Annotated in this window: 7 protein-coding genes; 6 read left to right on the top strand and 1 reads right to left on the bottom strand. The window is 44.6% G+C overall.

Annotation, left to right across the window (positions count from 1 at the left end; all coding sequences use genetic code 11):
• Window positions 1-37: 37 nt before the first annotated feature.
• The 6 genes from F8C82_RS13050 to F8C82_RS13025 all read left to right on the top strand — a co-directional run bounded on the left by F8C82_RS13050 (window position 38) and on the right by F8C82_RS13025 (window position 4,428).
• Window positions 38-442, top strand: a complete 405-nt coding sequence (locus F8C82_RS13050) for a hypothetical protein (RefSeq protein WP_151694033.1) — start codon at window positions 38-40, stop codon at window positions 440-442.
• 289 nt (window positions 443-731) lie between these two features.
• Entirely contained in the window at window positions 732-1,835 is a 1,104-nt protein-coding gene (locus F8C82_RS13045; protein WP_151694032.1) for an RHS repeat-associated core domain-containing protein, read from the top strand.
• A 666-nt stretch (window positions 1,836-2,501) separates the two neighbouring features.
• Entirely contained in the window at window positions 2,502-2,834 is a 333-nt protein-coding gene (locus F8C82_RS13040) for a hypothetical protein (RefSeq protein ID WP_151694031.1), read from the top strand.
• Window positions 2,835-3,174: 340 nt separating this feature from the next.
• The gene (locus tag F8C82_RS13035) at window positions 3,175-3,405 is read left to right on the top strand and encodes a hypothetical protein (protein ID WP_151694030.1); all 231 of its coding nucleotides are present in this window, start codon (window positions 3,175-3,177) and stop codon (window positions 3,403-3,405) included.
• Between the two features lie 224 nt (window positions 3,406-3,629).
• The gene (locus F8C82_RS13030; RefSeq protein WP_151694029.1) at window positions 3,630-3,857 is read left to right on the top strand and encodes a hypothetical protein; all 228 of its coding nucleotides are present in this window, start codon (window positions 3,630-3,632) and stop codon (window positions 3,855-3,857) included.
• Window positions 3,850-4,428 (top strand): hypothetical protein, encoded by a 579-nt coding sequence (locus F8C82_RS13025; RefSeq protein ID WP_151694028.1) that lies wholly within the window; start codon window positions 3,850-3,852, stop codon window positions 4,426-4,428. Before F8C82_RS13030 ends, F8C82_RS13025 begins: the two co-directional genes overlap by 8 nt.
• Window positions 4,429-5,266: 838 nt before the next feature.
• On the opposite strand, the gene F8C82_RS13020 is transcribed toward F8C82_RS13025, so the two are convergent.
• A complete protein-coding gene (locus F8C82_RS13020) occupies window positions 5,267-17,254 on the bottom strand; it encodes a LysM peptidoglycan-binding domain-containing protein (protein WP_151694027.1) in 11,988 nt (3,995 codons plus the stop codon).
• Between the last annotated feature and the right edge of the window lie 5 nt (window positions 17,255-17,259).

Raw genomic sequence — 17,259 nt, 5'->3', positions numbered from 1 at the left:
TAGGCGATTAATTTCTCATCCAATCTTCATTCTAACCATGGTTGTAGGAGCCCTTTTTTCTATTGTCATGATTTATTTGAAAAATGAAGAAGTCCAGATTGGAAAAATTGGATATGTATGTTCAGATAATCATGGAAGAGTTCCAACTATGAGCCGGATTGGTGATGGTTCGGATGTGAAGAATTACGAAGCATTCTTGGACCAGGAAGTCGAAATCATGAACTATAGCTCAGCATCTTTAGCTAATGGAACATCAGTATTAATCATAGACACGATTTCAGAATTGAGTTTGATTAAAGTAATTGATCAGAATGATTTATCACCTCAAGGACGAAGAAGAGATAAGATTCATTTTGTACATAATAGTATGGTTTTTCTGAAGCCATGCGAGGCTCACCCTTTTAGTCCGCCAACAAATGAAAAAGAAGAATTTGATAGATAAACCCGCATAAACACTAGCTGTGGAAACGTATCCTTTTCTTATCACCTACTTCAAAATTTCGAAGTGGGTGTTTTGGAAAAATTGAATTGTCTGAGGGTATAGAATATGACTTTTAGTAGAGGCATAATACACCGAAGAAAGCCTCTTTGCAAGTAATCAGATTGAGGTACTCTATCCCGAATACACCAGCTCGTCTACTTTAAAATCAGGCAGCACAGGAGGTGATTCCACCTGTTGTTTTAACGGTGATCGCTATTGGTATCATCCTGACTATCTGAGTAGTGTTGCCATGGTGACGAACAAACAAGGGATAGTACACCAGTTCTTCCTTACCAACCTATGGGGTGAAAACATGCATACGTACAATCAACCAACACCAGGATTTGATGGTCCGTATCGGTTTAATGACGACGGAGTGAGAAGCACTGCTTCGATCGAACGTTGCGCGCGAAGCGCTGAGTTGGAACAAGAGACGGGCTATGCTTATTATGGGGCGAGGTATTATGACAACCAGTTGAGTATTTGGTTGAGTGTGGATCTGTTGGCGCATAAATATCCTAGAGTGTCGGGCTATGTATTTAGCAATAACAATCCTCTCGCCTTTGTTGATCCTGACGGAAATGAGAATATTGTCGTTGTTGGAAGTCAAAATGCTGCTGGAGCCGGCAACAAACTGATGTTTGTTAATCAGGGAATAAGAGCAATGAGAGAGTGGTCAGAAAGCAGTTCTCAATCTGCAGAGAGTAGAACTATGGTTTTATTTACTGGTGGATATACTGAAGATCAGATAGCAAGAATTAGGAGCTCGGTTGAGGGATATGGAGGATCTTTAGTAACAGTTAATTCTGTTGATGAGATGACGAGCTATATTAATTCGAAATCAACCTCATGTGCAGACCTTAGCGACGACAGACTATCCGATAAAGTCACTGATATGGAAATGTATTCCCACGGCGTACCAGGAGCGGTCGAATTTGGATATGGCACTGAGAATGCTGACAAGTATCGTCTAGATGGATCAAATGTGAGGGACCTAAATTCAGGGTCTTTTAATGGAACAGAATCAAACATTTCCTCTTTTGCATGTCGGACCGCCATGGGTACAAACTTTAGCGTTGTGGGTTCAACATTCTTCATCGATCGAGAGGGGAGTTTAGCTCAGGGTATTTCAAATGCCACAGGTGCTAGTGTAATGGCGTTCCCTGTTAGGACTGATTATCAGTTTACGCTAGGAACTTGGTCAGAACGAAGGTTCGGAATACCTAATGCTGCTCCTGAAATGCAGACAATAGATGGCGCCGTCTTTACGCCACATGGAGCGGCTCATCCCGTTCAGCCTGGGAGTACACCATTTGGAGTTTATCAAGGAGAATTATTTTTCTCACCACAATGAGAGTATTTCCGATTTTATTGAGCGTTATGGCGGTCGGATGTCATCAACCTGAACCGAACCAACTTTGGTCACGACAAGGGTATGAGGCATACTTAACTTATGAGGAGTCCAACTGGTGTGATAAATGTAGCTGTATAGACAGAAAGCACGCTACTTTAGCATTCAATTTCGATTTGAAGTTCGCATTAAATCATAATGACTATGAAGTCTTGATACTTAGACAAGGTGTCATTTACAGGGGTGATTACGATTCTCAAATTAACATCGATTCAATTTGCTACTGTATGGATAATAATCTAACTCAACTTAACACCCTATCTTTCGTGTTGCTGGATAAGAAGGATAATGTTGCCTTCAAGTGGTCAAAGCTCGAATCTTATTATTTAAGCGATATTCAGGAGATAGATGTGACATTGTATCAAAATGGTAATTATTCTGTACGTTGGTAGCGGAAGGAACTGATTATCTTTCTATTGGGCGTAAATTATATCACATGGGTATGCCTCTTCAAAAATGACTTTCTCACATTACAGCTACTGAAGCATTACAAATTTCGGTAGGTGGAAAATGATTAGCAAGCTTATGAATGGTTATGATCCAAGCTTTTCCGCATGGAGTACAAATACTTATCGTCCATAGTTTGCTAATAATATTATAATTTTCAAGATGAAGAAAATAGGTTTGATAATCATAGCTGCAGTATTGATTTACGTTTTAATACAGAACAGTAGTGAGCTTGAAAAAGATATTAGGAGACAATATTTAAGTAATTCATTTCATGGCGAAATAAAGGCCAAGTTTAGAAATGAAAAGCAGCATATGTATAGAAGTCTCTTGCTGCTGTCCAGTGATTCAACGCGTTTGGATACAATCACCGTAGAAATGCCCAACAGTATGAGATTTTATAAGAGTTTAGATACTGGTATGATTCTGACCAAATCAAGAGGTGATTCATGTATTGTTGCAACTGGTGCTGATACTATTCAATATTGTTGGTGAAATTACTCCTGAAGGTGGTGTCTCAAAATAGTTCGTAGTTGACAGTTCAATCTCTAACTAGTTGATAATCATAATTCAGACTTATTTGATAGCATAAGAAAAAGGGAAGGTTCGATGAATATTTCCCTTTTTTTTTCATTGGAGAAAGTCTCTTAAACGGGCTCGAATCGCTTACTTATCGATCTCGTGTGTCTAAGTAGTTGGTAAATGAGATGTAGAAAATGTAGAAACCTTGACATGGGGATTTCAGAAGAATGGAAAGCAAAGATTCGGTCACGTCCTATTTGTAAGGAGCAAGTAAGTTGAAGTAACTTTAAAAACGAAACACTATTACATGGGCATGCAGCGTGTAGCCTCTGATATTAGTCTCCAAGCGATTCAAGCCGAACCTGGATTGAGTAAAACATCGACCTCGGAAGCTTCATTGAACCCTACCCGAGAGGAATCGTTTGCAGAAGAACCAGCAGCTCAACAGAACGCTGTCCTTGAACAATTCAAGCACATATTGCTCGATCAAGGCATCAAAGAAGACGTTGATTACACCGAATTCCAGTTTCAGAAAGACGATTGAATGCATCAATAGATCATAACAGTATGTCACTCGAAATGGCCGACCCTGCTTAAAATTATTCACCCGATAATAGAGGCGTAAAAAAAGGAGATGATATGACCCTTTCAAATATTGATATTACCAATTTTGGAGAAACTTCTGGAGAGACTATTAATGAAGTTGTTATTTGGTAACTCTTACATGGAGCAAGTCACAATGCAGTACCGAAGAGTGATCTCACTGATTTGGGAGGCCATATTGATGGTACTCTTCTTCAATCAGGAGCTCGCACTGCCGCAGAAGTAATTGGAGGAATCTTCTTCGACTCGGATGAACATAAAACGTTTGGCGGGTCTGGAGAAGCTAAACTTTCTGATATTTTTCATGACTCACCTGATCACATTATTCAAAGCTATATGATCCAAACTTTTGGCAATGAGGAACCTAAAGCAAATTATCAGTCAAATGAATAGCACCGCATTAGTGTCAATTTTCCTGGTATCTATTATTTCTTTAGCATCTTGTAAGGAATATGATCACAATAATACTGACATAGAGAATATTGTTGAACTGAATAATGTGAGCATGAGAGTCAATCCAGATTTCAATAATTTCTACATAAAAACAAAAGAGCAACATGACTTCAAATCGATAGAGTTGGTTATTAGTAACATAGATTTAAAGTCAGAAAACTCTGGCTATACAAGCATCCTTGAAGCGAACAATGAAGCTATTATTCTTGGAATTGATTTCTTTGAATCAGGATTGAAAAATCGATTCATTAACACAAATCGAACTCATTATTATCAACAGAAATCAACCATGGATGAAATCTTCGATGTCGACTTGAACGCCTACTACCTGATTAATTCACAAATTGACACAATCAAGAATGGAGAATTAACAAGAAATTTGTACTTCCTCTATTTAGACACTACTAGTGCTCGTTCACCATTCACCATAACAATGTCGTGTGTATCAAGAGACACCTCAAGATCTTTTGAAAATGAATGGATAAGGTTCATCCATTCCGTCAAAGATTGATCAAACCACGAGAAGACCTCTTACACCCCCATTCAATTTGATAACCAACGAAAAAGAAGATTCAAATAGGCAATACTGACAAGATGTTTCAACAAAATTGAGTCGATGTCTGTCAGGCCATCGAATCCATCTACCAAAGGCGCCGTCCGACTTGATTAATCAAACGCAATGCAAAATGGTAATTTCTACTACGGTCGGCTCACATCCCATAACAACTTGACTCAGAAGGGATAGGCTCTAGCTTCTGACACTTATGCTAAACTATATAGACCCCAAAAGCCCCATGACCAAGACACTTGTCATTAGTGAAAAACAGTTCAGAGCCTTTTTCGATCAGAAAGAAGTAGTCGTCACCCCACTGACCAAGTTTAACATTTACAGGAACTCTTCAAGAGTTAGGTTTATAGTTCATCGTATTCAACCTAACCGGGCGGTATTGTATTCAAAAGTATGGTACTTAAATGACCCAATACACCGAATTAATATAACGTGGAATAAAATTGGTAATGATTTAGAACTTCGCATAAAGCCGAAGTTCACTTTGTTATTCATCGTCATGAACTCACTCATGATTCTCATCGTAACACCTATTACTCTTATCTTTCTTTACCAAGAAAACCCTTCGCTACTTACTAACCTACCATTGGCTTATTATATGATTATTCTAAGCACGCTCCAATTAATAGTCTTCATTGGTAGAAACAGCGCTTTAAGCCGACTCAAGAAGCTGCTTGAGATGGGCTCCCCGCCTCCCCCATTTAGTTCGCCATCCATTGAAAACAAGGATTGAGATGGATAAAACCACATAAACACTAGCTTCAGAAACCTGTACCTCATCCTACGTCGTGCGGTACACCACATACTCAACGTTCAAGAGAATCTGTGGAAGTTGAGTGAGTTGTGAGTACAGTTTCAAGGAGAATACCCACTCCCCGCCTGTTGTCTGAGGATTGTTATCAGACTTCCATTGCTCAAACATACCACTGATGGTTGCAGCGGTTCCAGGACCTAAGGTCTGATTTGGATACAGGCCAATGGGTAGATAGGTGACGAGCCCACCTTTTCCTGATGAATCTGGTGATACAAGTTCATATCCATAGAGCAATTCCATGGTGACTTTCTGACCGTCCATGTGATCGCCAAACAAGTTAGTAAACATGGCATTCAGCGCATCGGTAAGGGTGGAACCTAGGTCGTTGATATTGATGCGCTCACTGAAGGTGTTCAGCGGCGTCACGACACTTGGAGCCACTACAACATCGGTGGAAAAGATGAATTTTGAATTGACTGGTATGTCTTCGGCTTCTCCATTTCGTTCTAGCAAATCTTCATTCCGCTCAACCCAAACTTGTGACCTTGCATTTTGTACAATGCTCAAGTTCAAATCCTCCCAAACCAATTTGAAGACGGGCCAACTTCCCGAAGGGACGGTTTCTCCATCAGGCACGGTATATACGAGCTTATCATTAACGGGAGTTCCCTTGTCGAGTTGAATGAAATGCAAGAGGCCCGTTTTCATATTAACTACTTGAACATAAGCTTCTGGCCAATTTCCCATTGGACCTGGCGATACCTCTCCATGCTCTGGAGGCAAGGCGGTGAGTGTATAAGACACCATCTCTTGAGTGACAGGATCATCCGTAACTCGAGATTCGAACGAATATGATCGACCCGCAACGAGGTCATCTCCTGAGGTGGCCTGTTGTTCCTGAGTGGTGATTCTCTTTTCCCAATTGGATGCCACCCTATTTGCCAAGTCTGCAAATGTGATAACGGCATTCTTCACAGTGTCCGATGGCACCGTTGACTCAGGATCTACCAAGCCGTTTAGCGATTGCCACAACTCATCCGATACAGAGCTGTATTGCGCTAACTCTGTGAAAAGATCTACTTTATCAACCTCAATCATGGCGTCCATGTGCGGTTGAGAAAGGTTGAACTCTACAATCAACTTTACATAATCTTGCTCGGCATGCTCATGAGAATAGGAGAATCCGTAATTCCATAAACTGAGTTCAGACGTGGTTCGATTGTTTTGATCAGGATAGGATTGTACGGCTGACTGACCTTCTACGATAGGCAAGCCGGGGAATATCCTCAATGGAATAGGAATAAGAGCCTTTCCAGGATCCGTACCAGAAAGTGCCGAAGGCTTTTCTGTCGCCGTCTGCACAGGAACAAAGGTCAACCAATCTGAAGCCGTGTAGCCATCTGGAACATTGGTGGTAGACTTATTGAACTCAATATGGGTATAATCGTAATTAATGTCGCCTTCTATGTTCCTATGTCCTGAAACGTTTTCAAGCGTCATCAAGAAATTAACGAAGGATTGCGCATCCTCTAAATGTGTCTTTGCCGCTACAATGCTTACCCCTGAAACCTGATTGATCGGCATATCGGCTGATCCATAGAGGGCCGCAGGAGCAAGAGTGGAACCCGTTATCTGCCAAGCTGAATCTACGGTGGAGTTATACTGAACCATTACGGTAGATTCATAGGCACGAGCTAGACTAATTCCCAGTTGCTGTTTTAGAGCATTCTGTGCACTTTCTAAGGCCTCACCATCGTTCGATGCCGATACGTTGAGCACCTGCTCCATGCCGTTTGCAATTTTCGGACGAAGGGTAGCTTTAGAGCCCAACACTCCTGTGAGGCTAGGACGCATTTCGGCGGATGCATAAAATGCACTCACATACTCTCCAGACAAGAATCGGTCTACGTCTTCCAAGAAGTTTCTCGCCCACAGTTCAACATCCACACTTTGGAATGCTATTGATTTAGCATCCCCTAACGTCCCATCGCTTTTCAGCAACTGAATACTCACGTCTGGTCGGGTCACAAGATGACTGTAAAGTGGAGTTAAAGCAAATGTCCTAGGTTGTTGCTGACCGTTGTAATTCAATGCGCCCGCAAGATTCACTTGTGCAATTCCAGAATTGTCAAATCCCACAATCCACAAATCTTGAGCAACACCCTCTACCTGACCTGTTCCCAGACGAATATTCGGAAGTGCTTGCTTGAGTTCTTTGACAAAATCATTGTAGTTGAGCTCCTGGTTATTAGCGCCTTTGGTTGGTGCCGATATCGCAGACTCAATCATTTCTACTGCTCCCGTTCCAGTGGCTGTCTTGAAACTCGGATCGATTAACCCTTCTGGTCTTGTGAAGCGAATAGAAACAGTTAAAGGTGTGATTGGACCCGCATACGGACCACCTGATCCGATATTCACGGACAAGTCCATATAATTTGGAGGCAATAGCGCAATTCCACCTGACTTGAGGAAGGCAAGTGTTTGATTGTTTGGATCGTCCAAAATTTCACTTGCCGAGGTGCTTACGCCCTGAGCAGCAAACCTGGTAACAATGGCGTTTAAAGTATCGTTTTCAATCGTTTCAACGGAGGCGTTTGTTCCTTGCAGTTTCAGCGTTTGCGATTTTGCAATCAGTCCCGGCATGGCTGCATTCAACCCGCCAAACTCAGAAACTCGTACACCATAAGTGGTTGGCAAATCCTCAGGTTTGGTATCGATTTGAAGTTGAACGGGCGGACACATTAACAGTGTGCCTGCAGAAAGGATATCCGCGGTATCGCCAATGGAATTCACAACATCCGTCATAGTAGCAGATGCAACTTGAGTCTGAAGTGTCAACAATACTGCGCTGAACGACGCTTCTGTACCTGTATCTACGGGATAGCTAGTTCCTGAAACGGTGATGTTAAGAGTTGTGTTTTGCAAGAATACCTGTGCTACATTCTGATTGGCATCCGCTAACAATACGTTGGGGTTACCCGTGCCCTCAGCGGAGCTGAATTTCCCTGCAATATCATTCCACTTATCTGTGGATAGAATAGTGTACGGTGTTCTCAGTGTGTTGATCGTTTCTGGCCATTGCAAAGATCCTGGAAGGATGAATGAACCGACAGGTTGATTTGGGTTGGAACGGAGAAGCAACTCCATGGAGCAGGCATATCGATCGGCAAAATCCTGAAGTGTTGTGTCATTCGAACCTAGATCGACATTCTCAAAATTGCCAAAGAACACCAGCGCTCCAGGGTCAAAAATATTGATGGTACTGTAGTTATTATGAGCAAGAACATTCGCTGACACACCGCTTGAGTTGGTCTCAAGTGTATCCCCTTCTTTCACCACGTAATGGGTAACGGCTAGGTCTTTGTTGTCTTGGAACATGCCAGGAGTACCTTGATTCGATACCGCCAACATTTCAACCGTAACTTGTACACCCTCATCGGCGTATTTAGCCTTGACTAAGTCTAGGCTGTTCACGTCATCGGTCACGGTAACCACCATTTCGGTGGCATCGTCTAGCTCCATCGAGAATTCAAAACCATTTGCCAGCCACCTCTGCCCTGCATTGGTACCTGTAGCAATTAACTCTACACTGGTATTCGCCGCACTTGCTATGTCACTTAACTTTTGATCAACCCCTGTAGATTGCGTCTTATCAGGAATGCTTAAGGCCGTCCCTGTTCGGAGAAGAAGCGCCTGATTCTGACTAAACTTGAGTACATCTTCCGCAGAATTTGGCTTAGGCCAACCCGCAGGTATAAGGTTCGGTTTAGTAAAAATGTAATCGATAGATCTATTCTCTATGAAAGGGAAATACGCTGGGACATCTGGAATATTCGCTCCAAATAAATCACTGACCAAGAAGGATGCATTTGCCTCTGCGAGCTCAACATACCTGATTCCATATTTGGCAACAGCAGCAGAAAGTGTTGTCACCCCATCCGGTACAGCCGACGTAAGCTTACTCAGGGTTTCCGCTGTGGCGTATGCACCGCCCGCAAAAGACCAAAGTGGTCTAAGGTCATCCAGCTCTATCCCCTTATTGCCGTAGTTTGGATCATCGACGATCTTGAGAGAAGAAACTAAGAATGCCTTAATATTCTTCTGAATCAGTTGGTAGTAGATGGCTGCGTACTTGTCCATTTGCTGAAGGATCACCCCCTTGTGGGAATCCCCGTTTTCTGACGGACTTGGAATCAACTCAGCCGAACGATAGGTAATCTTTGCATGGAGATCGGCACTCGTTCCTGATTCGGCCGTCTTCACTTCAAAGTAACTTGCCAAAGATGGCCATTCAGCCAATCCAATTAAATGGTCGGTATAGCCAACTTGAATCGTCTTTTCGCCTTGACCTGCGCTATTAGCGCCGCTCGAATTCCCCAATACGTCTCTGAATCCAAAGACAAAATTCGCTGAAGGCATGACAGTAAGCGTACCATATCCGCGATACGGATCTTTCACAGGATCCGGTAACCCCGTCACCTCTGGAGCGGCTTCCACATAAGATGCCGTCACAAAATTGTTGACCGGTAAAACCTGCTCATAGTACCAATACGGCTCATCATCCCCTTCTAATTCAAATGAGGTTTCTGGTGGAACAGACAGCCTTTGAATTCGACGCGCTTTTTCCTTTTCCCACGTAGTGAGGGATGAATTATCGGTAGGCTTAGGAAGTACAGGCGTCCAAGACTCCTCCGCTACAAAGTATGATCCGGTAACTTGAGCAACGGAATAGCTCATCATGCCATACAGGTTCTTGAGTTGAATCTCCTGATCGGTATAGCCTGTGGCCGTTTCGGGATTATCTGTTGTGAAGGTAAATCCTACGCTTCCCGCTGGAACCAGTGCTTGTGTAAGTGTTTCAGAACCATCAGCACTTTCAATGAACACCGTTCTACCGGTAGTGTCTAGTCCCGCCCCAATTAAAGCGCAGTTGTTGAATGGCAACAAGGTACGTCCTTGCGGAGCTGTAGCCTGTTGTGTACTTGGAATCACCAGTAATTGAAGGGTGATGTTTCCCTGATTGTCTATCGCGCTTGGTGGTATCTGAATGCCTGCCCCAAAGAAGTATCCACTGCCCCCAACGGTGCTACCCTCCCAAAGAAGGGTCACAAAATCAGCCAAAGATGCCATCGTTGCGGTGTACAATTCTTGGTCTTCTTCTGTTCCGCGCACTCTGTAACTATCCGTGGTTGGAGGCAGAGCCTCTGTAGAGAGGTTTGACTTGATCAAATACGTCTCACTCACTTCATTGGTGAGGACCGTTAGACCAGATGTATTATTCGCATCCGGTGCTGGAGAAAGCATGAGGAAGGCCTGTGTGGTGTCGCCAGCCGGCTGACTTTGAAGCCATTTCCTCAAGTCCAACAGCAATTGACGGTATACGGTGTCAACACCAATCAATTCAAATTCACGTGTTCCCGCATTGATCTGTTTTAGATTAAATGGAACCGATAATCCAAAGGTGGAGTTCTGAATGATGGTCGCTGCATGACCTGCTCGTTGCCCCGTCTGGGTATAAAGCAGTTCATAAGGCGTGGTTACTCCTTTGATGGCCTGAAGCTGGAAGTCCAATGGGAACATCCACAAACTTGGGTTTCCGCTTACATTCTCTCCTCCATCAATGTCGGGAATAGGCAAGCTAACTGGTGATTGCAATACGATGCGATGCTCGAGGCCATACGTCTTGGGAACCGTCCCGCTTAATGGCATCGCCGCTGGTGCTTCTGGAGTAGCAGGAATAGGTAGAACAGATAAACCAGTGGCCGGACTCTTTTCCAACACCTGTTGATGGGTATAAGAATAGTTGAGACTCGATGTCACTGGCCCTGTCAACAAGACCATCCCTATCTTAAGAGTTGCTTCGGTAAGTCCCGGATTATACGTGAGCAGGTCTGGATAGGTAGCCTCAAGACTCGCTAAGGTATCTCCTGCAACAACGGTAATGGAGTCGAAGAGGACAATCCAACTCTGTTGTGAGGTCAAATCTACGGCCAAGGCCACATCTGTAGGCTGTTGATTGTCTACTGGAACGGTTACTTGTTGTCCCGTCATATCATACAACGGATACCTCTTGCTCTCATCCGGCACCGTATGTCCACCTTCTGTTTTTAGTCCGGGTAATTGCAATCCAGACATCAACATTTGAGAGGATTGATTGACGATTGAAGCAAAACTGTCTCCCGTCAATAGATCATGGATTAGCACCTCTATGTCTTGTGCCGGAAGGAGTTTTACAATGAGAACCGTGTTCTCCGCATACAGACCTTTGGTATCTTTAAGTGCCGTAGCCGCATCGTTCACAGAAAGGCCATACACTTGTTCAATTACGTCAAAGCTTAGCGGGTTGTGCTGCGCGGTTGAAGCCTTTGGCACCGTAACGGATGCGGTAGGATTCAAAATCGATGCTGCGCCAAGCCAGTTCGCAATCGCATTCCAATTGTAGGTCCAAGTATTAGGCGAAGCCCATGTAGCATTCATGATCATTCGGCGAACCAGCATCACAATCGTTTCTCCCGAGCGGACTGAAATATCGGATTGCTCTGGAATTGACCACGTATGGGTTCCAGATGAAGTCACATTGCTGAGGAAACCCTGCCACTGATCAACCCCATTCGGATTCTTATCGGTGTAATTCTGCTCTAACGAGAGCGTAAAACCAATGCGGCTCAACGTATCTCCTGGAATCGTGGTGTACGTTTCTCTATTCGCTTCATCGGTGTAGGCATTCTGAAAGGCTTTCGGAACGCTCAATTCCTGTCCTGGAGGAAGCTCCACAGACGACTGCATAGTTTGATTAGGGAACAATTGATTGAGCAAATCATCATTCACCTCAGCAATGACCTGCGCATACCAGTTGGCCATATCAGGAACCAAAGAAGAGGAGAAGGCCGTCACATCTGAATAGCGAACAAAGAAGGCCGCCGCCGTTCTCAGATTAGTAAAATCTGATGGGGATGAATACGTTTGCGCTGGCATGGTAAACTTCGCATGGGTTTGAAGAATTCCATTGGCCGTACTCAGAATCGGATAGGCTGAATTGCTATACTCCAACAATTTCTCCGTCTGAGTTTGAAACAGTGCCGCAATGCTGTCTAGCGTATCGGTTGTGGATGCTTGATGAACGACCGTACCAAGACTGCATTGCTGAATGGCAAAGGACTTTTTAGCGTTATCGCTGGCCAACACCTGAGGTGGTACGCCAAGTGTAATTTGAAGCACCGTTCCAACTGCATCGGTCTTCAATTCATTTACAAGATTATCGTTGAGGAAAATCAATTCGTCAACGGTTGCTCCTAGCGCTTCAGCCACGCTCTCCACAGTGTCGCCAGAACGAATGGTATAATTCACAGTCGCCTGAGGCAAGCTCATCGCCAAGGTAGAAAGACTCTGAGTTGAGTCACCTTCTGTAGCTACCGTAATGGAAGAAGCCTGCAAGTGTTTTTGCATCTCCTTAAATCCGTTTTCCATCAACATCAGACAGAAATCACGGAACATAAAACTGGCAAACGACTCGTAATTGGCGGGGTTGTCATCGGTTGGCTTTTCACTGTCGGATGAAACCGGAAGGTAGCCACTCAACAACTGAGAAATACCCCATTCGTAAAGCGAACCAATTTTGTTCTTGGTGTTAAAGTCAACATCTCCCACTTGTTCCGATGTCCACGACATAAACGGTGGAATAGGCATCACCATAGCACTCTTGAGATCGGGCTCTGAATCTGGATCTCCACTGATCCAAAGATTGATGTTGGTCTGGAAGAAAGTGGAAAGATGCTCCATGCTCAACCCGGTCTCCATGGTTTCCGGCATATCCAGTTCTTCCAGCATAAATTCCAATTGCCCTGAGGTAATGGTATTTCCTTGAGAGGCTGGAATGTTCAATGCATTAATGGCATATCTCAATAAGCCTTCCGTCAAAATATCAGCGGCCAAAGTGCTCGTATCCTCATTGCCTCCCATTGCGCTATGAGCAGAGCTCCGCAGGGCGCATTCACTGGCTGTCTGAGCTGTAGTGGACATCCCCGTATCTGCAAATAGAACAAAGGCTGTACGATAAGTAGGCGTGTCATTATCAGGAACGGTTGCGCTCCAATTCACCGGCACATCACCTATGGTAAATACGGGCAATAACGTCATGTGAGCATTGCGAGGTGAATCGCTAAACACTTTGGCAGATGGATTCCACTGCAGTGTATACGACGTATCTCCTACCTGCTCGGAAGTGAGAACCATTCCACGAGCAAAGGCTTTTCGTTGAAGTCCAAGCTGATGATAATGTGCCTGCTTTAAAGCTATCAGGCGACGGTGCTTTCGCGGAAGGAGCACGAATGCACTTCTCCTTGAACTTCCAGCAGCTGCTAGCCGAACCTGTGTATCCCCACCTTCAGATGAAGAGTGATCTATAATCCAAGGCGTTGGTTGCGCTGAACCAACCGTAAAGCTGAATTCCAATTCCATTGAGAAACTGAAATGCACCTTCACGAATAGAATCTTAACGGAAGCTTTTGCTTCTACTGCTGCAATGAGTTCAATCAACATGGGTTGATACGACTCATACGTCAAGCTAGCTTGTGCATATGCTTCTAAGGAAACCGAAGCCTTAACGACAACAAAGTCTATTGAGCCATAGATCTTTCCGTGTAAGGCAACCACTCCTTGACATTTAAAGTAGGTAGCCGAAGCCGCGCCGTTGCTGGTAGGATTGAACCACGCCATAACCCCTTGAAAAATGACTTCAAGTTGAATGTAGGCTCCGCCCGAAAGAATACCCTCGCGAATCTCACGTCCTACACCCGCGGCAATCCCAACACCCAATTCAATAACTGGAGAGAAATTACCATTGGAAATCTTTGGAACCTGCGTAGACGTGTCGCCATTCAGTATACCGAGATAGAATCCGCCTCTTCCAATAAAGACATAGGCCTGCAAACTAAATGATCGATCAAAGTTTCGATCGTATGGGAACCCGAGATCGACCTTGAAGTTTCCGTTGGTATAAATCTCCACCACAACAATACCCAGCGTGATAGAAACAACTCCCAATTGAATCGTCCTGAAAATATCGGGAACCTGAAATTCAATGCGGTACATCCCAATATCGTCGGTGATTTTCTTGTAGAGGATCTCAAATTTGAGTCCCGCTAGACTACCTGCCTTTTCACCCCCTAAGCCAATGGAAAGGCCGTAGAGAACAGGATCGTTGAAGATGAAGGCCAAATCTAGGGTGTCCATCACCTTCACGTCTAGACCAATTAGCCATTGACTTTCGCTGGAAAACTGCAATCCTCCCGCAGACATAGGGTCACCATTGGCAGGCGGTTCCTTCATATCTCTCCGCAGCTCAGCGACGCTCTCGGCTACGGTATTAGGCGTTGCTCCTCGGAAAGACACACGTTGACCCACGCCTATGAAGCGCAGATCAAGCAGACTCTTGCCCGCTCCTGGCACTTCCGGCGGTGGGTCATTAATCACATCCCAAGCCAAAGGATCGTCAGATGTGTACTGGTCACCAAGGAAACTTCCGGTGAGAATCATATTCACCTTGTTCTCGCCCGACTCTTTGCTGTAACGAACCCCAACGGAAGTGAGTTCTGCAATAACCAAATCTACTTTGGTATTGAACACAAACTCAACGATGTTATCGGTTGGATCTACGGTGAGCACGAACTGCGACAGATCAATCTGTTTTAGGACATCCCAAGGAGAGTCCAGACGGAAGCCTAGAGTTGGCGCAGCGAGATTAACGAGATATTCTAACATATCTCCCAGGGTAAGACCGCCCAGTTGGACAGAAACTACCTGATGACGATTATCTTCCTTCCCCCTCCATGAGGTCGTAGCCTGCAACCATATTTCATCAAACTGTATTTTGAATCGATAGGTAGGTTCAGGCACACCGAATGTCATTCCGGCTTCAAGGGCAAGTTTGTTCACACTGAACGTGCCTTGAATCTTGCCCGATGCTTTATCTGCTGAAGCTGGTTTCTCTACATCAATACTGGCTGATGCTGTTATCTTGAGTTGTTGATTGAAGATGGTTGGCGTCCAGCGGGTTGTAATGGTGCCGCCAAACTTATACGACGGATTGGTAGAGCCCGACACTCCCGTGGTGAACGAGGCATATAACCGATCGATAACAACTTGAGGAATCCAATCTACGGGTGGAGTGGAATCTACTGCTTGCCCATAAATGAACTTGTTTACAATCTTGTACAGATCGATAGAAGTTCCCGGATAAAGCGACCCCGCAATGGTCCAACCTTCTGGAGCACTTGGGTTTTGAACGGGATAATCTGCACTGAGATCAAAGCGCGGCAAGGTGTAATCGGCGGGATCATGTTGTTCCAGATAAAAGACCCCAGAAATTCCCCCACCTACACTGCCACTAATAACTTGGATATAGAACTGAAGTTGTTCCATGAGAATATGGGTAATCCCCAGGTCAATATCCCAACCTTGGTTTTTATCTGGACTCTTGATGTCACCAAAGAAGATCGTGGCATCTGCATAATAGTTCTGACCCAATGGATCTGCATTGAGCCGGAGTGAGGTTACGTTCATCTGGCGGTCACCCGTTGACGGACCATCCCCTCCAAAATAATAGGTAAAGAGATCACTCAAAGGGATATAATCCCCTTCTTTCATATAGGCTTTGATGAGGAAATTTGGAAGCGACATAGAAGTGCGTATCGCAACCGGATCACTCATGCGCACAACACCTCCACCACCCGTGTCATCCGGACCATCAACGTCTACGGGTAGAGGCGCAGCCCCTCCACTACCGAAATTGAAAGTTCCGAATACAGAGCCCGACATCGAATATGTCTTTTCCGAACCCCCAACGCTATTGGTTACAGTAGTCCAAGACCAAACCCATCTCGTTCCCACATCACTGATGGTAATAAACGGTACAGGCGGAACCCAAGGCTTTTTAGAACGTATGGTGATTCCAAATGAGCTAAGCGTAAATGAGGGGATAAGATTATTGGTACCCGTCACTTCTAGATCAATATCCAACTGAGCCAAGTAGAAATCGCTGAGAATAGGGAAGTCCATTGGAATGGGCAACACCACCCCAAACAAGCTGGTAAGTTGGGCTAAGCCCTGAACAAAAGTGGCGTTCTCATTAAATCGAACGGTGAAATTCCAAGTATTTCCTGTAGACAAGATGATCGTCGAAATTCTACCGTCAATTCCATTCAAAGAGAAATCTCCGAAGAGTTCGAGGGTAGAAAAGCTGGCAATTCCCATTTGCGGGGGATCCTGCTTAGCTGAAATAATCGTAATTCCGGGGTTGGTCAATGAGAAAGGAGAAGGTCCTTGTCCCTTCATGCCATCTTCTTGAGCCGCTTCAATGGAAGTGGGGTTTCCCATCGCGTCTAAATCAAGGATGGGATAATCTCTTTCACTTGTTGTCAATCCCACCGTTCCATTGAGGCGCAGTGGGTAGGGACCAATCATTGGAGTTTTGTCGAGTATATATTGGTCTGAAGGCGCGAGTAACGAACCCGTCATCCTCAAGTCCTGTTCAGCACCGCTCTTTCCAATGAATATCGCACTCCTAACCGTAAACGCTGGAAGAATGGAATCGTACCACCGTATCCCTTGCCCTTCAGAGGGACGTTGCATGAGCGTTTTGGGAAGTTCCGCGAAGAAAGTATCGAACTTCCAATCACCACTTATCGCCAAACTCAAGGTAAAGACTCCATCGTTTTGGGTATAGACTAAGGTGCCTCTTATGTTGTACTTCCCTGTGGGATTCGTATTCCCGGGATCATTAAAGGTTCCAGTCCCTACGAGGGTGGTGGTCTTTTCATCTGGACTTAGAGAAAGGTTAACCGACTGCAAAAGGTATTCAGAGTCGATGCCAAAAAGTCCGAGCATCGAAACCATATCACCCAACAAAGAAGAAGTGGCCGTATTGGTAGCTGCGTCCCAAAGGTCAATGGTACCGCCATTCTCTGGCTTCACATAGCCATTAAGAGCATTGTATACTTGCTGGGCGGTATTACTCATAGGTC

It is taken from the genome of Phaeocystidibacter marisrubri (assembly GCF_008933165.1).
Lineage (GTDB): Bacteria > Bacteroidota > Bacteroidia > Flavobacteriales > Schleiferiaceae > Phaeocystidibacter > Phaeocystidibacter marisrubri.
Note: the sequence above shows the minus strand (reverse complement) of the source record. Positions and strands in the feature narration are given on the sequence as shown.

What these genes read in the sequence shown, in the direction of transcription:
- F8C82_RS13050 (WP_151694033.1), top strand. Translation starts at nt 38, where the DNA reads ATGGTTGTAGGAGCCCTTTTTTCTATTGTCATGATTTATTTGAAAAAT.
- F8C82_RS13045 (WP_151694032.1), top strand. Translation starts at nt 732, where the DNA reads ATGGTGACGAACAAACAAGGGATAGTACACCAGTTCTTCCTTACCAAC.
- F8C82_RS13040 (WP_151694031.1), top strand. Translation starts at nt 2,502, where the DNA reads ATGAAGAAAATAGGTTTGATAATCATAGCTGCAGTATTGATTTACGTT.
- F8C82_RS13035 (WP_151694030.1), top strand. Translation starts at nt 3,175, where the DNA reads ATGCAGCGTGTAGCCTCTGATATTAGTCTCCAAGCGATTCAAGCCGAA.
- F8C82_RS13025 (WP_151694028.1), top strand. Translation starts at nt 3,850, where the DNA reads ATGAATAGCACCGCATTAGTGTCAATTTTCCTGGTATCTATTATTTCT.
- F8C82_RS13020 (WP_151694027.1), bottom strand. Translation starts at nt 17,254, where the DNA reads ATGAGTAATACCGCCCAGCAAGTATACAATGCTCTTAATGGCTATGTG.